The 16,126-nt window shown below is 69.7% G+C and carries 15 protein-coding genes; 5 read left to right on the forward strand and 10 right to left on the reverse strand.

Annotated elements, in window-relative coordinates:
- Nucleotides 1-420: 420 nt before the first annotated feature.
- Nucleotides 421-1,788, reverse strand: coding sequence for an outer membrane protein assembly factor BamB family protein (locus I7X12_RS08475; protein WP_198063394.1), 1,368 nt, complete (start codon nucleotides 1,786-1,788; stop codon nucleotides 421-423).
- 251 nt (nucleotides 1,789-2,039) lie between these two features.
- Here I7X12_RS08475 and I7X12_RS08480 point away from each other — a divergent pair, with 251 nt between their 5' ends.
- The gene (locus tag I7X12_RS08480) at nucleotides 2,040-3,272 is read left to right on the forward strand and encodes a GNAT family N-acetyltransferase (protein WP_198063395.1); all 1,233 of its coding nucleotides are present in this window, start codon (nucleotides 2,040-2,042) and stop codon (nucleotides 3,270-3,272) included.
- A 27-nt stretch (nucleotides 3,273-3,299) separates the two neighbouring features.
- On the opposite strand, the gene I7X12_RS08485 is transcribed toward I7X12_RS08480, so the two are convergent.
- Complete coding sequence (locus I7X12_RS08485; RefSeq protein WP_198063396.1) at nucleotides 3,300-3,647, reverse strand: nuclear transport factor 2 family protein; 348 nt, start codon at nucleotides 3,645-3,647, stop codon at nucleotides 3,300-3,302.
- Between the two features lie 103 nt (nucleotides 3,648-3,750).
- Between I7X12_RS08485 and purM the strand changes: the two genes are divergently transcribed.
- Nucleotides 3,751-4,761 (forward strand): phosphoribosylformylglycinamidine cyclo-ligase, encoded by a 1,011-nt coding sequence (purM, locus tag I7X12_RS08490; RefSeq protein ID WP_198063397.1) that lies wholly within the window; start codon nucleotides 3,751-3,753, stop codon nucleotides 4,759-4,761.
- Nucleotides 4,762-4,921: 160 nt separating this feature from the next.
- On the opposite strand, the gene I7X12_RS08495 is transcribed toward purM, so the two are convergent.
- Both I7X12_RS08495 and I7X12_RS08500 read right to left on the reverse strand, forming a co-directional pair.
- Nucleotides 4,922-5,911, reverse strand: a complete 990-nt coding sequence (locus tag I7X12_RS08495) for an SDR family NAD(P)-dependent oxidoreductase (RefSeq protein ID WP_198063398.1) — start codon at nucleotides 5,909-5,911, stop codon at nucleotides 4,922-4,924.
- 90 nt (nucleotides 5,912-6,001) lie between these two features.
- Nucleotides 6,002-6,877 carry an SDR family NAD(P)-dependent oxidoreductase gene (locus tag I7X12_RS08500; protein ID WP_198063399.1) on the reverse strand — a complete coding sequence of 292 codons (876 nt, stop codon included), beginning with the start codon at nucleotides 6,875-6,877 and terminating at the stop codon, nucleotides 6,002-6,004.
- Between the two features lie 201 nt (nucleotides 6,878-7,078).
- Here I7X12_RS08500 and I7X12_RS08505 point away from each other — a divergent pair, with 201 nt between their 5' ends.
- A complete protein-coding gene (locus I7X12_RS08505) occupies nucleotides 7,079-8,545 on the forward strand; it encodes an FAD-dependent oxidoreductase (RefSeq protein ID WP_198063400.1) in 1,467 nt (488 codons plus the stop codon).
- Here the strand turns inward: I7X12_RS08505 and I7X12_RS08510 are convergent.
- Together I7X12_RS08510 and I7X12_RS08515 are read right to left on the reverse strand one after the other, a co-directional pair.
- Nucleotides 8,474-9,235, reverse strand: coding sequence for an acetoacetate decarboxylase family protein (locus I7X12_RS08510; protein ID WP_198063401.1), 762 nt, complete (start codon nucleotides 9,233-9,235; stop codon nucleotides 8,474-8,476). The genes I7X12_RS08505 and I7X12_RS08510 overlap by 72 nt on opposite strands.
- Before the next feature lie 51 nt (nucleotides 9,236-9,286).
- Entirely contained in the window at nucleotides 9,287-10,258 is a 972-nt protein-coding gene (locus I7X12_RS08515) for an aldo/keto reductase (protein ID WP_198063402.1), read from the reverse strand.
- 125 nt (nucleotides 10,259-10,383) lie between these two features.
- Here I7X12_RS08515 and I7X12_RS08520 point away from each other — a divergent pair, with 125 nt between their 5' ends.
- Entirely contained in the window at nucleotides 10,384-10,749 is a 366-nt protein-coding gene (locus tag I7X12_RS08520) for a hypothetical protein (protein ID WP_232343115.1), read from the forward strand.
- A gap of 138 nt (nucleotides 10,750-10,887) precedes the next feature.
- Nucleotides 10,888-12,867, forward strand: a complete 1,980-nt coding sequence (locus I7X12_RS08525) for a DUF460 domain-containing protein (protein ID WP_198063403.1) — start codon at nucleotides 10,888-10,890, stop codon at nucleotides 12,865-12,867.
- Between the two features lie 18 nt (nucleotides 12,868-12,885).
- Here the strand turns inward: I7X12_RS08525 and I7X12_RS08530 are convergent, their stop codons facing one another.
- From I7X12_RS08530 to glnA, 4 genes are all read right to left on the reverse strand, one after another.
- Entirely contained in the window at nucleotides 12,886-13,074 is a 189-nt protein-coding gene (locus tag I7X12_RS08530; RefSeq protein ID WP_179910188.1) for a DUF7470 family protein, read from the reverse strand.
- A gap of 73 nt (nucleotides 13,075-13,147) precedes the next feature.
- Nucleotides 13,148-13,654 (reverse strand): SCP2 sterol-binding domain-containing protein, encoded by a 507-nt coding sequence (locus tag I7X12_RS08535; RefSeq protein WP_232343117.1) that lies wholly within the window; start codon nucleotides 13,652-13,654, stop codon nucleotides 13,148-13,150.
- A gap of 12 nt (nucleotides 13,655-13,666) precedes the next feature.
- Nucleotides 13,667-14,449, reverse strand: a complete 783-nt coding sequence (locus I7X12_RS08540) for an endonuclease/exonuclease/phosphatase family protein (RefSeq protein WP_198063404.1) — start codon at nucleotides 14,447-14,449, stop codon at nucleotides 13,667-13,669.
- A gap of 248 nt (nucleotides 14,450-14,697) precedes the next feature.
- Complete coding sequence (gene glnA / locus I7X12_RS08545) at nucleotides 14,698-16,071, reverse strand: type I glutamate--ammonia ligase (RefSeq protein ID WP_198063405.1); 1,374 nt, start codon at nucleotides 16,069-16,071, stop codon at nucleotides 14,698-14,700.
- Between the last annotated feature and the right edge of the window lie 55 nt (nucleotides 16,072-16,126).

Raw genomic sequence — 16,126 nt, forward strand, 5'->3', positions numbered from 1 at the left:
CGGCGCGCTCGATTTTTTCGTCCACGTTTTTGGCCGAGCGGGTCGCGAACTGCGAGGGGCGACCGAACGGGAGCGCCTCGAAGGTGAGCGGCGAAGCCGCGAACGGAGCGAGCGACCCCGAGGCGAAAAACGTGGGACCGACACCAACAAGCAGTCCGGCATCACCGACTTCACGTGAGAGCGCCGTTTTCGCGACCGCGTTTCGTCGGACGAGCGGCGCGCCGTCGGAGATCCGTCCGCCAGAACAGAGGCGAAAACGAGCCTGACGACTCCGTCGTTTCCCTCGCCCGACGCTCAGTACAGAGGCCGTATTCAGCAGAGTAGAGATATCGTTACAAACTGGTTCTATATTTTTTCAGCTATGTGTTTTTGTGTAACGAAAATCTGCCATATATAAATGCTACCGTGATGGTTACTTCATCAGGAGGCGGCGAAGACGGCTGCGACGTCGGCCAGTTCGCCGAGTGAGAGGTCCCCGTCCGCGTAGTCATCGGCCGCGGTCAGGAGTTCACTCACCGTTATTTCGCCGTCCCCGTCGGCGTCGTAGTCGGCCGCCGGGCCCGACAGGGCTTCCCCAGACGATCCAGATGCGACGCTGTACCCGTACACTTTCCCGCCGAGTTCGGGGACGTAGATCCGGTCTGCTCCGACCGCGACGTGACCGCCGCCGCCGCCCGGAATACTCCAGTAAACGTCGCCGCTTCCGGCATCGACCGCGTAGGTCGTGTCTCCGCACGCGATGACAATATCACCGACCACGAGTGGAGACGACCGGTAGCCACTCCCGATCTCGGCCATCCACTGCTGGGACCCGTCCGTCGGATCGAGCGCGTACAGCTCGTCGTTGTGAACGTAGACGGATCCGTGTGCCACCGCGACGGTGTCCCCGAACGGGCGTGGGAAGTTTCTGGACCACAGCTTCTCGCCCTCATCGACCCCGAGGGCGAGGAGCCTGTACTCGGACTCCTCCACGCCGACGATCACCCGCCCGTCGCTCACCGTCGGTGAACCGTTCGCCAGTCCCGTCCAGTCCCCGATATCGTAGCGCCACCGCTCGGTCCCGTCCGACCGGTTGACCGCGACGATAGCGCCCCCACCCTGGGCGGCGGGCACGTACACCGTGTCGCTTGTAACCGCCGGAGCGAACTTGATCCATCCGCCCGCGTCGAACTCCCACCGCTTCTCGCCACTGTCCGCGTCGAGCGCGTACAGGTAGCTGTCCTTCGTACCGACGTAGACCGTTCCGTCGACCACGACCGGTGACGCCCCGACTTTCTCCGACCGCCCCGGTTCGTCCGCGTGCTGTGGTTCGAACTCCCACTCGATTGTCCCCGTCTCGGCGTCGAGCGCGTACAGATGCCCGGCTGTAGCCCACAGGTCCGGCCCTGCCCCGACGTAGACCATCCCGTCGGCGACCGCTGGCGAGGTCCGTACGTCCGTATACACGTGTGTGCGCCACTTCTGGGTGCCGTCGTCCGCGTCGACCGCGTAGACGTGTTCGTTCCAGCTACCAAAATAGAGCGTCCCGTCGACCAGTGCCGGCGACGACGTCACGCGGTCCTGTACGGTATCCCCAATGTCGAACTCCCACTCTTGGGAAACCTTGTCATCCTCTTTCGGGAGGTGGTTTGCGTCGACGAACCCGGTGTGTCGCGCGTCGACCGCGTAGGTCCGCTGGTTGAATTCCCGCTCGGTCGCCTCCGCAGTTGTAATCCCGAGGACGCTGCTCCCGGCGACTGCCATAGCCCCCCGGAGCAACTCACGCCGCGTCGCGCTCGGTCCTCGCATACTCACACCCCGCAGAGAGAGCGGATTAAACTTTCCCAGCGCACGTATTTTTCTGGAGATTTATTAACTCTGGACGACATCATATCAGTTCAGCTGCAAATCGGTTGCTGTATTCGCGCTGTGTATGCACCACGCTCGGTGAGACATATATCGGAACCGGCAGCTTCTCTAACAACCAGTTCGCGCACCTAACTGACCGCCGTCGCTCTCACGACCGAAGCTATATCGGGACGCGTCGCCCGAACGAAGGTATGACCGACGACGCGTCCGCCCCCGTGGTGGCCTCCCTCTCGGCCGACCGCTACGACGAGTTCCGCCGGATCGTCGACTACGCGTTCCACCCCGGAGCGGGGCCCCAGGAGTACGACGACGAGCCCGAGCGGATCGCCGACCGCTACGGGGCGTTCGTCGACGACGACCTCGTCAGCGTCTGCGGCCACTACGACTTCCGGGCGAACCTGCGTGGCGAGCGGGTCCGACTCGCCGGCCTGGCGGCCGTGGCCACGCCGCCGGAACACCGCCGGGAGGGGTACGTCGGGGCGCTGATCGACGACGCGCTGGAGCGGTGGCGCGGCGAGTACGCGCTCGCGGCGCTGTGGCCGTTCGCGCGGTCGTACTACGAGCAGTTCGGCTGGGCGACCGCCAACACCGCGACCACCTACACCTGCCCGCCCGAGCAGCTGGCGTTCGCCCGCGGGGCTGCCGCCGGCCGAGCGCGCCCGGTCGAGCCCGACGAGTGGCGCGCCCTGCAGTCGGTCCACGAGACGGCCGCCGAGCGGACGACGCTCGCGCTCGAGCGGCGCTCGGAGACGTGGTGGCGCGAGCGGATCCTCTCCGAAGGGGGCGACGACCGCCCGTGGGCCTACGTCTGGGAGCGCGACGGCGACGCGTGCGGCTATCTCGTCTACGACTTCGAGGACGCCGGCGAGGGGTTCGAACAGCGGCGGCTCGCGGTCGACGATATGGCCGCCGTCGACCACGAGACGTGGCTCGGTCTCCTCGGATTCCTCGCCGACCACGACTCCCAGGCGACGGAGGTCCGCTTCGCCGGCGACGGTCGGGGGGATCTGCTCGACCTCGTTCCCGACCCCGACGCGGTCGACTGCGAGGTGGAGACGGGACCGATGGTCCGCGTCGTCGACGCCGCCGACACGCTCGAAGCGTGTCCCTATCCGGCCGAGGCGAGCGCGGACCTCACGTTCGACGTGAGCGACGCGACCGCCGACTGGAACGACGGGCGATTCCGGCTCTCCGCCGCGGACGGGACCGGCGAGTGCGAGCGGATCGACGACGCCGACGGGGAGTCGGCGGCCACCGCGGACGCGACACTCGACGTCGGGACGCTGTCGCAGCTCGTCGTCGGGTATCACGACGCCGCGACCGCCCGCCGCGTCGGCGGTCTCGTGGTCGCCGACGAGTCGGTCGCCGACGCGCTCGCGGAGCTGTTCCCAGCGGAGCGCGTGTACCTGCGGACGTTCTTCTGAGGGGGCGACCGTCGGCGGTGGGGCCGTTCACGCGTGACCGAGCCAGAGTCGCCGGATGGCTCCCTCCCGGACTTCGTAGACGGCAAGCGCCTCCATCGGGTCGTCCATCCCGGCGACCCGCTCGCGGACGGCCTCGAACGGGCCGACGGTGAGGCGCTCCGCGAACGCACAGTTCAGGTCCGGGTACGCCGCGAAGAGGTCGGCGTACTGCTCGCGAATGGCTTCGCGGCCCTCGGCGGTAGTCTCGTCGCCCGACAGCGGCGCGATGACCGCGTCCTCGGCGAAGTGCGACGCGAACGCTTCGGCGTCGCCGTCGTTGTAGGCCGCGAGCTGTCCGTCCACGACCTCGCGCGTCTCGGTGTCGGTCTCGTCCATACCGTCGGTCCGTCTCCCGGACGTGTGGAATAGCTGTTGGGTCCGGGCCGGCCGTTCCACCCGAAACGGTGGCCTTTTGCTCGCGGCCGGCGCGCTCACAGGTATGACCGACGGGGACGCGGACGACGCGGACGGGACCGACGAGGAGGGACTGACCTACGCCGAGGCGGGCGTCGACATCGCCGGCCAGGAGGCCGCGACGGCGGCGCTCGTGGGCGCCACGGGCGATTTCGAGGGCGACTACGCCGGCCTGCTCGACATCGGCGACCGCTACCTCGCGCTGGCGGCCGACGGCGTCGGGACCAAACTGCTCGTCGCCGAGGCGCTCGACGACTACTCGACCATCGGCATCGACTGCATCGCGATGAACGCCAACGACCTGGTCGCGGCGGGCGTCGACCCCGTCGCCTTCGTCGACTACCTCGCCGTCGAGGAGCCCGACGACGAGACGGCCGCCGCTATCGGCGCGGGGCTGGACGAAGGCGCCGAACAGGCGGGTGTCGCGCTCGTCGGCGGCGAGACCGCCGTGATGCCCGACGTGATCAAGGGCCTCGACATCGCCGGCACCTGCGCCGGTCTCGCGCCCAAAGACGCCATCTTCCCCGGCGAGGCCGAGGCCGGCGACGTGGTCGTCGGCTGGTCCTCCTCGGGCATCCACTCCAACGGACTGACGCTGGCTCGTGAGGCCGCGACCCGGAACCACGAGTACACCGACCCGTTCCCGCCGAACCCCGACAGGTCGATCGGCGAGGAACTGCTCGAACCGACGCGCATCTACAGCGACCTCCTGGGCCCGCTGCGCGAGATCGACACCCACGCCGCCGCCCACGTCACCGGCGGCGGCTGGACGAACCTCACCCGGATGGGCGCCTTGCGCTACGAGATCGACGACCCGTTCGACGCCCAGCCGGTTTTCGAGTTCGTCCAGCAGGAGGGCGACGTGACCGACGAGGAGATGCACCGCACGTTCAACATGGGTACCGGGTTCGTCGCCGCGATGTCCGAAGACGACGCCGAGAAAGTCGTCGACGCGACCGACGACGGCCGGGTTATCGGTCGCGTCGAGGACGGCGACGCCGCGGTCACGGTTCGCGGACTCGAACTGACCGAGTAATCGCGAGCGAACGCAGTGAGCGAGCGCTTTTTTGGTCCAGATTTTTTCGCCGATGGTGCCCACAGTGGCGCGAAGCGCCACGAGGACACCGGAGGCGAGAAAAGGTGGTTGCCGGCACCGGGTTCGTCGCCGCGATGTCCGAAACGGACGCCGAGTGAGCCTACGCCTCCGGCGCTCGCTCGCCGGCCCCGCGGACGACCGCGTCCTCGTCGAGGCCCAGCCAGTCGACGCTCGTCCGCCAGAGGTCGCGCTGGGCGTCGCGGTCGTAGGACGCCTCGGCCGGGCGAACGACCTCGCGGTCGTCGAAGTACTCGCCGGTGACGGTCGCTACCTCGTGCGACCTCGCCAGGTAGGTCTGCGTTTCGGCGGACTCGGCGGCGGTGTCGACCGTCCCGGTCAGCCGCCCGACCAGGCCGAAGGCCTTCCAGCCGAGGCCGGCGAGCAGCGACCCGTTGCGCGAGAGCCCGGTCGACGGCGACACGCCCGGATGGCAGCAGTTCGCCGTCACCGACTCGGGGAGCCGTCGGGCGAGTTCGAACGTGAACAGGACGTTCGCGAGCTTCGAGTGGCCGTACGCCCCCACGCCGCTGGGCCCGTCGGGACCGCGCACGCCGTCGAGATCGAGTTCGGCTCGCCGGTGGAGGTCCGAGGAGACCGTCACGACGCGGGCGGGATCGGCCCCTGCATCGGTGTTCTCTCCATCCGCCTCCTCGGCGCGGCGCTCGCCCGTCACGGCGAGGCGGTCGGCGAGTCGGTTCGTCAGGAGGAACGTCGCGAGGTGGTTGACCGCGAAGGTCAGGTCGACGCCGTCGTCGATGCCCGGCACGGCGACCAGCGTCCGGTCGCCCTGCCAGGTGCCGGCGTTGTTCACCAGGCAGTCCAGCCGGTCGAAGTCGGCGAGGACGGCGTCGGCGAGTCCGCGCACCTCGTCGAAGTCGGTGTAGTCGGCGGCGTAGAAGGCGTGGTCGTCCCCGGGGAGTTCGGCGACCAGCGCCTCGCCCGCCGGGCGGTCGCGACCGTGAACGACGACCGTCGCGCCGGTTGCGGCGAGGTTGCGCGCCGTCTCCGCGCCGATCCCGCTGGTCGACCCCGTCACGAGCGCGACGTGTCCCTCGTCGAGTACCGAGTCGCCGTCGGCTGCGCCTGTCATGACCGACCGTTCGGCTCCGACCGAGTTAACCCCGCTGCCGACGCCGTGCGGTCGGGTCTGGGTCCCGCTCACCCCCTTCGGTCACCCCAGCTAGCGGCCGACGGCGGCGCTCGCCCGCTCGTAGCCGGCCTGGATCGCGTCGATGACCGGGGCGGGAAGCCAGTTCGCCCACCGGACGAAGCTGGCGAACCGCCCCACGGGATAGCGGGCCTTCGGGTCGTCGGCCTCGGCCGCTCGCACCACCGCGGCGGCGACGCGGTCCGGTCCCACGGCCAGCGGGTTGCCGTCGAGGATCCAGCCGTCGTCGAGGCCAGCGTAGGTCCGCGCGTAGGCGGGCGTCCGCTCGCGACCGGCCATCCGTTCCCGCGCCGCGTCGGCGAAGTCGGTCTCGACCCACGCCGGCTCGACCAGGCTCACGTCGACGCCGCTCGCACGCAACTCGACCCGCAGCGCGTCGTGCAGCGACTCGACGGCGGCCTTCCCGGCGGCGTAGGCGCCCAGCCCCGGCGAGGCGACCAGGCCCATCACGCTGGAGACGGTGACGACCCGCCCGCGACCGCGCTCGCGCATGTGCGGGAGCGCGGCCCGGGCGAGGCGGTGAGGGCCGTGGACGAGCACGTCGAACCCCTCGCGGGCGGCGTCGACGGGCACGTCCTCGACGGGACCGGCCTCGGCGTAGCCGGCGTTGTTCACCAGGCAGTCCAGCCGCCCGGTCTCGGCGACCACCTCGTCGACGACGGCCTCGCACCGCTCGTCGTCGGTCACGTCCAGCGCGCGGGTCGCACAGCGCGCGCGGACGCGCTCGGGCAGCGGCGTCGCCACGTCGGTCGCGTACACCAGCCAGCCACGCTCGGCGAACGCCAGCGCGATGGCCGACCCGATGCCGCCGCCCCCGCCCGTGACGAGGACGACCGGTCGGCCGTCGGCCGCACCCTCCGTCGAGCGAGGCGGATCGTTCCGTGACACGCCCGACCGGGCGTGTGCCGGTGAAAAAAGCGTTCCGGGCCGGACGCGAGCGGGTAAGTTAAATCGACGCCACGGATGAGGGGAAGTATCTTTGCCGGTCACGCTCGCATTCGATCGTGTGAGCTATCTGTCCTCTCATCGGGTGACGAACGGGACGTCCGACGGCGAGCAGACCGACGAGGTGAGAGGGGTGCGTTCGCGGTGACGCTCGCGAACGTCGACCGCTACGACCCCGACCGGGTCGGTGACGTTGGCGGTCGGGCGGTCGTCCTCGGCGGGAGCGTCGCGGGGCTGTGCGCGGCGCGGGTGCTCGCCGACGGCTTCGAGGAGGTCGTCGTCGTCGAGCGAGACCCGCTGCCCGACGCGCCGGTCGCCCGCGACGGTGCGCCCCAGACGAGCCACCCCCACGCGCTGCTGACGGCCGGCCAGGCGGTCCTCGAAGATCTGTTCGTCGGCTTCGGCGAGGAGCTGGTCCGCGCGGGCGGGCTCGTCGTCGACACCACACGCAGCTTCCTCGAGTACCAGCGCGGCGGGTTCGTGGCTCCCGGCACCGAGCGGACGCCGACCTACTGCGCCACCCGACCGCTGTTCGAGCACGTCGTCCGCCGCCGTCTCCGCGAGCGCGACGCCGTCCGGCTGATGAGCCCCTGCCGGTTCGTCGACTACCGGACCGACGACGACGGCCGCGCCGTAACCGGTGTCACCGTCCGCGACGGCGACGGGCCGACGGAGTCGCTCGCCGCCGACCTCGTCGTCGACGCCACCGGCCGGGCCAGCCGGACGCCGGAGTGGCTGGACGACGCCGGCTACGACGCCCCGCCGACCGACCGCGTCGAGATCGACCTCCGATACAGTTCCGTCCGGATCGACCGCCCGCCGGGCGACCGCCGGCTGGTCAGCGTGCCGCCGGACCCGCCGCGGACCAGCGGCGCCGCGCTGATCCCCGTGGAGGGCGACCGATGGGACGTGATCCTCGCCGAGATGGGCGCCGAGGGCGGCCCGGTCGACCGCGCGGCCGTCCTCGAGTTCGCCGCGGACTTGCCGGTCGACCTGGTGGGCGACCTCCTGGCCACGCGCTCGTGGGTCTCCGACGGCGTCACGCGCTACCCCTTCCCCGCGAGCCTGCGCCGCCGCTACGAGCGGCTCGACCGGTTCCCCGAGGGGCTGGTCGTCACCGGCGACGCGCTGGCGAGCTTCAACCCCGTCTACGGCCAGGGGATGTCCGTCGCCGCCCTCGACGCGCTGGTACTCCACCGGGCGCTGGCCGACGGCGGCATCGACCGCCTCGGCCCTCGTTTCTTCGACGGCGTGGCGCCGGTGCTCGACACCCCCTGGCAGCTGGCGGTCGGCGCCGACCGCGGCTTCGCGGCGACCGACGACTCGCCCTCGGCGACCGAACGGCTGTTCGAGCGGTACTTCGACCGCCTGCTCCGGCGGGCCCACGAGGACAGCGCCGTCGCCGCGGCCTACCAGGCGGTCGTCGGACTGGAGCGGCCGCCGACCGCCCTGCTGCGCCCCTCGGTCCTCGCCCGGGTCCTGCTCCCCGTCGGCGGGGACGGCGAGCGAACGGGGCCGCCGCGGACCGCTCCACCTACCTCAGATCAGGGGTCGGCCCTCGCCGATGACGAAGGTGCCCTCGAACGCGACCGTCCCGAGCGACCGACCTAACCCGAGCCCGCGCAGGCGGTCGGCCAGCGGATTGCCGCCCAGCGCGTACGATCCCGCGACGGGGCGGGCGCCGAACGCCCCCGACAGTTCGAGCGGTTGCGCTCGGAGCCGACCGCCGGGGTCGCCGCCGGTCCCGGTCCCGTCGGTGTAACTCGTCGCCTCGACGGTCGTCCGAAACCGCGGGTTCCACGGCGTCTCGAACGTGAGGACGTGACCTCGTTCGCCTCCGATTGCCGTCCGCCGACGGTCGCCGCGGTCGGTGATCGCGACGTCGGCGACCGACTTCGGATACCCCCAGATCTCGACGCCCAGCGCGCGGGCGGGCTCGGTCGTGACCGGGAGCGCGGCGACGTATCCGCCGAGCGCTCCCGCCGGTCGGGCGAGCCCGCGACGGACGGCGCCGAGTTCGGGGACGGGGCCGGCGGCGGGCGTCGCCGCGAGGAGGGCGCCGAACTCCTCGTAGGGCGCCATCGCGTCGTCGCCGATCCGGCGGTAGTCGACCGAGAGGAGAGTGACCGCGGACCGGCCGGGAGCGATTCTGAGCGGTGCGAGCCCCTCGGGGAGCCGCTCGGCGACCGCGCCCGCGTCGGCCGTGACGACGACCGCCGTCGCCTCGGCCTCGGTCTCCAGCGGCACGGCGACTTCCTGGCCCGTCGAGAGGGTTCGCGTCTTCGGCGGCTGGTCGGACACGTCGGTCTCTCCGTGCGAGTCGGCCGAAAGGATGTCGGTGGCGCCGTTCGACTACTCGTGGCCGTACACGGGAACCGGGTGATACGGTTCTTCGAGGTACTCCACGTCGGAATCGGACAGCGACACGTCCAGGGCTTCGACGGCCGCTTCGAGGTGCTCGATGCTCGACGTGCCGACGATGGGCGCGTCGACGTTGTCGTTCTGGAACTGCCAGGCCAGGGCGATCTGCGCCATCGTGACGCCCTTGTCGTCGGCCAGCTCCTCGACGCGTCCGTTGATCTCCTCGCTGCCGGGGCCCTCGTGGTAGGGCGTCCCGTAGTCGATCTCGTGCTCGCCGCGGTCGGTCGACGTGAACTCCTCGTGGGGCCGAGTCAGATAGCCCGCCGCCAGCGGCGACCACGGGATGACGCCGACGTTTTCCCGGTCGCAGACGGGGTACATCTCCCGTTCCTCCTCGCGGTAGGTCAGGTGATAGAGGTCCTGCATCGTCTCGAAGCGGGCCAGCCCCTCCTCGTCGCTGACCCGCAGAGCCTCCTGGAACTGGTGGGCCCACATCGACGAGGCGCCGATGTGCCGTACTTTGCCGCGGCGGACGGCGTCGTCGAGCGCACGCAGCGTCGTCTCGATGGGCGTATCGTAGTCCCAGCGGTGGATCTGGTACAGATCGGCGGTGTCCATGCCGAGCCGGTCGAGCGAGTGGTCGAGTTCCTGCTCGATGGTCTTCCGCGAGAGCCCCTCGGCGTTGCGGTGGTCCTTCGCGCCCGAGAAGCGGACCTTGGTGGCGACGACCTGCTCGTCGCGGTCGTAGTGAGCGAGCACGTCGCCGAGGATCTCCTCCGATTCACCCGCCGAGTAGGTGTTTGCGGTGTCGAAGAAGTTGACTCCCAGGTCGATGGCCCGCTCGACGAGTTCGCGACCCTCCTCTTCGTCGAGCATCCAACTGTCCTGGCTGCCGAAGCTCATGCAGCCGAGACAGACCTTCGAGACCTCCATGCCCGTGGATCCGAGCGTGGTGTACTCCATAGCCGACCGATGGCGCGACCGGACGTAAAACGCCCGCTCTCGGAAGCTCGCGGTCCTCGTCGACGCTCGTTGGGGCGCTCAGACGGCCGCTACTTTGACAATGCGAGGCTCGAAAGGTGTAGGGCATGGTAATCGATGACGAGGGGGCGCTGGTCGAGGCCCTCCGGGAGCTGGCCGGGGACGACCTCCGCGTGGTGGCCACGTACGACCGGGACGGCTACGACCCCGTCTACGTCGCGCCCGGCGCGGAAGAGCGGGTCCGCTCGCAGGCCGAGCGAGTCCACGACGAACTCGTCCTCCAGGGGCTGGGCCGGGGCCACCTCGAAGAGCTGTTCGCCGCCGGCGACCTGCACTGTTCGATCCACCGCTTCGACGACCTGACCGCCTTCCACTTCGCCGTCGGGGAGTTCTCCGGCCTGTTCGTCAGCGTCGACTCCGATGCGGACCTGCCGCTGGCGACGTTCTCCGGGACGTGCAAGGAGCATCTCTGACCGGGCAACCGTGATCCCGCCAGCACCGAGCGCCCGCACGACCACGACGACGCGGCGGCGCAGTCGGTCGGTTCCGTTCCCCGTCGAGCGGTCGGGATCCGCGCCGGGTTTATATTCGCAGATTGCATACGCGTGCGTGTGAGCACCCGTACGAGTGCGCTGGACGCCGTCGTCTTCGGGGTGGACGTCCAGAGCGGCGACGTGCGCGGGGACGTGTCCTACGCGCTGGTGGCGTTCGACGGCGAACACGTCGACCGGGACGTGGTCTCCCGGCGGAAGCTCCGCCGGCTGATCCGCGACGAGCGACCCGCCATCGTCGCCACCGACAACATGTACGAACTCGCCGAGAACAAGGACGCGCTGGTCCACTTCCTCGGCGAACTGCCCGACGAGACGACGCTCGTCCAGGTCACCGGCGCCGAACGCCCGGAGCCGCTCTCGCGCGTCGCCAACCGCCACGACGTGCCCTACGGCAAGGACCCGATGAAGGAAGCCGAGGCCGCCGCCCGCCTGGCCGCCAACAACGTCGGCCAAGTCGTCTCCGCCTTTACCGACGAGACCGAGGTCAAGGTGTCCCGTGGTCGCTCGACCGGCGGTGGCGGCGGCTGGTCCGAGGACCGCTACACGCGCCGGATCCACGGATCCGTCAAGAAGCGCACCCGGGAGGTCGAGTCCGACCTGCAGGAGGCGGGCCTCGACTTCGAGCGGGAGGAGACCGAGAAGTACGGCGGCTTCTCCAACGCCGTCTTCACCGTCGAGGGCCGCCCCCGGGACATCCCCGTCTCGAACGAGCGGGCGGGCGACGTACGCGTCGAGGTCGAGCGCGTCCGCCGGGACGGCATCGAGTTCCGCCCGCTCGCCAAGCGCCGGGACCACGTCGTCGTCGGCGTCGACCCCGGCACGACTACGGCGGTCGCGATCGTCGGCCTCGACGGCGAGGTGCTGGACGTGCTGAGCACCAGAACCGCCGACAGCGCCGAGGTCACCGAGTGGATCGTCGAACGGGGACGACCGGTCATCGTCGCCGCCGACGTGACGCCGATGCCCTCGACAGTCGAGAAACTGCGCCGCTCGTTCGACGCCGCAGGCTGGACGCCCGACCGGGACCTCCCGGTCGACGTGAAACAGCACCGCACCCGCGAGGAGGGCTACGACAACGACCACGAGCGCGACGCCATGGCCGCCGCTTTCGGCGCCTTCGACGCCCACAGGGACCAGTTCGAGCGCATCGCCGCGAAGGTCCCCCCGGGCCAGGAAGTGGGGCCAGTCGTCGCTCGTGTCGTCGCCGGCGAGGAGAGCGTCGAGACGGTCCTCGACGACCTGCGCGACGACGGTGGCGAGGCCCCCGAGGAGTCCGACCAGCCCGACAACGAACAGTCCCCCGAACAGAAGCGGATCTCACAGCTCGAATCGCAGGTCGCCCAGCTGCAGTCCCACGTCGAGAGCCTGGAAGACACGATCGACGAGAAAGACGCCGAAATCGACGATCTCGAAGGCAAGCTCACCGAGGCGCGCAGCGAGACCCGCATCGAGGCCCGCAAGGACCGAGAGGTCACCCGGCTGGAGCGGGAGAACCGCCGTCTGAAGGGCGAGGTCGACGAACGCGAGGAGCGCGTCGACGAACTCGAGGGGAAACTCGAACGGCTGAAGGCGCTCTGGAAGCTCGACCACTCGAACTTCGCGGACATCTCCGAGAAGAAGGAGGGGCTGACGCCGGTGAAAGTCGTCGAGCAGTTCACCAGCGACGCCATCGACGACGCCGACGAGCGGTTCGGCCTCGCCGAGGACGACGTGATCCTGTTCCGCGACGCCTCCGGCGCCGGTGCCTCGACCGCCGACAAGATCGTCGACGTCGATCCCAAGATCGTCCTCCGCGACGGCGGCCTCTCGGATATCGCAGACGAGATCCTCTTCAAACACGACGTACCGGTCGCGCCCGCCGACATGGTCACCGTCCAGGAGGTCGACGAACTGGCCGTCGCCCGCGAGCGCGAGGTCGAGGCGGCCATCGAGGACTGGGAGGACCGCGCCGAGGAGCGCGAACGCGAGCAGAACGCGCAGATGGTCGACCGACTCATCAGCGAACACCGCGCCGGCGACCGCGGCGAGAGCGACTGACTGGGTCGGTCCCCGCCCTCAGACCATGCCGCCCATGCCGAAGGAGGCGAGGACGTTCGTGACGACGCCGTAGAGTATCAGGCCGACGCCGGCGACGACGAGACCGATCCCGGCGGCGATCAGCGGTTCCACCGACGCGATGAGTCCGATACCGCCCAGGATCACGAGGATGCCCACGATCCCGGCGGCGCCGAGTTTGTCTATCACGTCTCCGCCTCCACTCGGCCGGGCCTTAACCGTTTCAGTCTCCGTACTTCCCAGCGACGGTCGGCGTCCGTGCTCAGTACGCGAAGTCGGCGTCGACGTTCTGGGCGGCCCGCACGAGTTCGGTGACGGCTTCGCGGTTGCTCAGTAGCTCCATCTCCGAGCCCTCGAACTCCAGGGAGCCGCCCATGACGGCCTCGGTGATGTCCAGGTCGTCTTCCAGCAGGTCGACCCAGACGGCGTAGGGGCCGGCCAGTCCGAAGTCGTAGTCGGCATCGGGGTCGTGCCCGCGGGCGGCCACGCAGGCGCCGTCGGCGACGACGACGGTGAGAACGACGGGGTCGCCGTCGTAGCGGTCGTCGGGGAGGATGGCGAACCGGAACGTGGCGTCGAAGCCCGCGGCGGCCTCGGCGAAGGACTCGCGGTCGTTGAGTCGCGCCTGGAGCCGGTCGGCCCACTCGTCGGCGTCACCCGGCAGCGTCGGTGTCATCGTGTGTGGTGTGGGCTTCTCCGCGGCTTTGAGCTTTCGGGTTTCGTAGGGCGTCTCGGCGCCGCCGACGAGGGGGCTCGCGTCCGGGGTCACACCCGTTCGGTCTCACACCCCGCCGTTGTCGAACGCCATGACGACGGGTCGGTGGTCGGAGACCTGCACGTCGATCACGTCACAGCGGGTGGGTTCGATGTCGGGGGAGGCGAGGAAGAAATCGAGGGTGCGAGTCTCGGAGACCAGCGAGTCGAGCGGGCGCGGCGGGACCGTCTCCCCCGGGTTGTGGAGGACGAGTCCGGTCTCTTCGAGCGCCGACTCGACCTCGTCGAGGCCGTCGTAGGCGTTGAAGTCGCCGGCGACGACGACGCGCTCGCGCTCGGCGACGATGGCCGCGATCTCGTCGAGCTGCTTGCGGCGGCCACGGCCGCTCATCGCGAGGTGGACCGCGAAGATCGACAGGTCGCCGATGCGGACCTCCGTGACCAGGCGCTTGGGCCCGGTCTCCAGGTAGTGCGCCTCGATGACGGCGTCGATGTCGTCGCGGACGAGCAGGCCGTTCGAGAGGTGCGAGAGCACGGGGAGCCGGCCGAGGACGTTACCGTCGCCGTACTTGGCGTCGGCCCGAGCGTGATAGGCCAGGCCGCGATCGGTCAGCGCCTCGGCGAGGCGGGTGACCTGCCCCTCCGTCATGGTGCGGGCCGACCCCTGGTCGACTTCGAGCAGGCACACCACGTCGGGGTGCTCCTCGGCGATCACGTCGACGAGGCGCTCGGTGGCGCGCTGTTCGGCGGCGTCGTCGCCGAGCAGTCCCCGGTGGGGTTTCAGCGCGTAGTCGCGAAGCGATCCGTCGTAATCGAGCAGGTAACCGGCGTTACACGAGAGTATCTTCACACGTTCTCCGTCGCCGTAGGTGGCGACCGACCGTCCGTTGGGGGGACAGAGCCGGTACGAGCGTATAAATGCGACGGTGACCTGTCGGTGAGCGGGCGGGTCGGCGGGCGGGCGCGCCACCGGGACGGAGATGCGACTGATGAGAAGCGAAACGCGAGTCGAGAGCCGGGCCCGCTACGGCGCCAGGGCGCCGGACGCGGCGGGCGGTCCCAAAGCGATACGGTGTGGGTCGGCGTCGGTCCGGGTCCTCAGAAGGTCTCGAGGTAGCGGTCGAGTTCCCAGTCGGAGACGTCGACGCGGTAGTCGTCGTACTCCTGGCTCTTCGCTTCGACGAAGTTCTCGTAGACGTGTTCGCCGAGGGCGTCCTGGATGACCTCGTCGGTCTCGAGGGCGTCGAGCGCCTCGCCGAGGTTCGACGGCAGCGTGGTGATGCCGTACTCCTCGCGCTTCTGTTCGTCGAACTCGTAGATGTTCTCGCGGACGGGGTCGTCGCAGTCGAGCTCGCGCTCGATGCCGTCGAGGCCGGCGTGGATGAGCGCGGCGAAGGCGAGATAGGGGTTACACGACGGGTCCGGGAACCGAGCCTCGATACGGGAGGCGGCCGGGACGCGCGCGGCGGGCTTGCGAATGAGCGCCGAGCGGTTCCGGTCGGACCAGGCGACGTAGACGGGCGCCTCGTAGCCCGGAACGAGTCGCTTGTAGGAGTTGACGGTCGGGTTGGAGACGGCGGCGATGGCCTCGGCGTGGTCGAGGATGCCGGCGGTGAACTGCTTGGCCGTCTCGCTCAGGTTGAACTCGTCGTCGTCGTCGTGGAAGGCGTTCTCGCCGTCCTCGGTGAACAGCGAGAGGTGGGTGTGCATGCCCGACCCGTTGATCCGCGGGATCGGCTTGGGCATGAACGTGGCGTGGAGGTCGTGTTCGGCGGCGATGGCGCGAACGACCGCGCGGAAGGTGGCGACGTTGTCGGCCGTCGACAGCGCGTCGTCGTACGTGAAGTTGATCTCGTGTTGGCCCTGGGCGACCTCGTGGTGGGAGGCCTCGATATCGAAGCCCATGTCCTCCAGTCCGTAGATGATGTCGCGACGCACGTCCTGAGCGAGGTCCTTCGGCGCGAGGTCGAAGTAGCCACCGGCGTCGTTGGTCTTCGTCGTCGCGCGACCCTCCTCGTCTTCCTCGAAGAGGAAGAACTCGGGCTCGGGCGCGGCGTTGACGGTGTAGCCCATGTCCTCGGCGCGCTCGATGGCCCGCTTGAGCACCCCGCGCGGGTCGCCCGAGAAGGGCTGGCCGCTGGAGGTGTCGATGACGTCACAGATGAGACGGCCGGCCGCGCTCTCCTCCGTGTTGCGCCACGGGAGGACGGCAAAGGTCGACGGGTCCGGGTCCAGGCGCATGTCCGACTCCTGGATGCGGACGAAGCCGTTGATCGACGAGCCGTCGAAGTAGATACCCTCTGTGAACGCCTTCTCGGCCTGGTCGGCCGGTACCGAGACGTTCTTCACTGTCCCCAGAATGTCCGTGAACTGCAGGCGCAGGAAGTCGACGTTCTTCGCTTCGATCTCGTCGAGCACGTCCTGTGCCTCGGCGGAGAGACCCCCGTCCGGTTTCGCGTTTTCGCTTGTCATGTTGATCGACACCAGAAGGGTGTGCCCCTATTATTAAAACCCTATCCATCTGCGC

The sequence above is a fragment of the Halosimplex litoreum genome (genome assembly GCF_016065055.1).
Lineage (GTDB): Archaea > Halobacteriota > Halobacteria > Halobacteriales > Haloarculaceae > Halosimplex > Halosimplex litoreum.

Coding starts and splice junctions, on each gene's coding strand:
- I7X12_RS08480 (WP_198063395.1), top strand. CDS start 2,040: ATGACCGACGACGCGTCCGCCCCCGTGGTGGCCTCCCTCTCGGCCGAC.
- I7X12_RS08495 (WP_198063398.1), bottom strand. CDS start 5,911: ATGACAGGCGCAGCCGACGGCGACTCGGTACTCGACGAGGGACACGTC.
- I7X12_RS08515 (WP_198063402.1), bottom strand. CDS start 10,258: ATGGAGTACACCACGCTCGGATCCACGGGCATGGAGGTCTCGAAGGTC.
- I7X12_RS08485 (WP_198063396.1), bottom strand. CDS start 3,647: ATGGACGAGACCGACACCGAGACGCGCGAGGTCGTGGACGGACAGCTC.
- glnA (WP_198063405.1), bottom strand. CDS start 16,071: ATGACAAGCGAAAACGCGAAACCGGACGGGGGTCTCTCCGCCGAGGCA.
- I7X12_RS08475 (WP_198063394.1), bottom strand. CDS start 1,788: ATGCGAGGACCGAGCGCGACGCGGCGTGAGTTGCTCCGGGGGGCTATG.
- purM (WP_198063397.1), top strand. CDS start 3,751: ATGACCGACGGGGACGCGGACGACGCGGACGGGACCGACGAGGAGGGA.
- I7X12_RS08520 (WP_232343115.1), top strand. CDS start 10,384: ATGGTAATCGATGACGAGGGGGCGCTGGTCGAGGCCCTCCGGGAGCTG.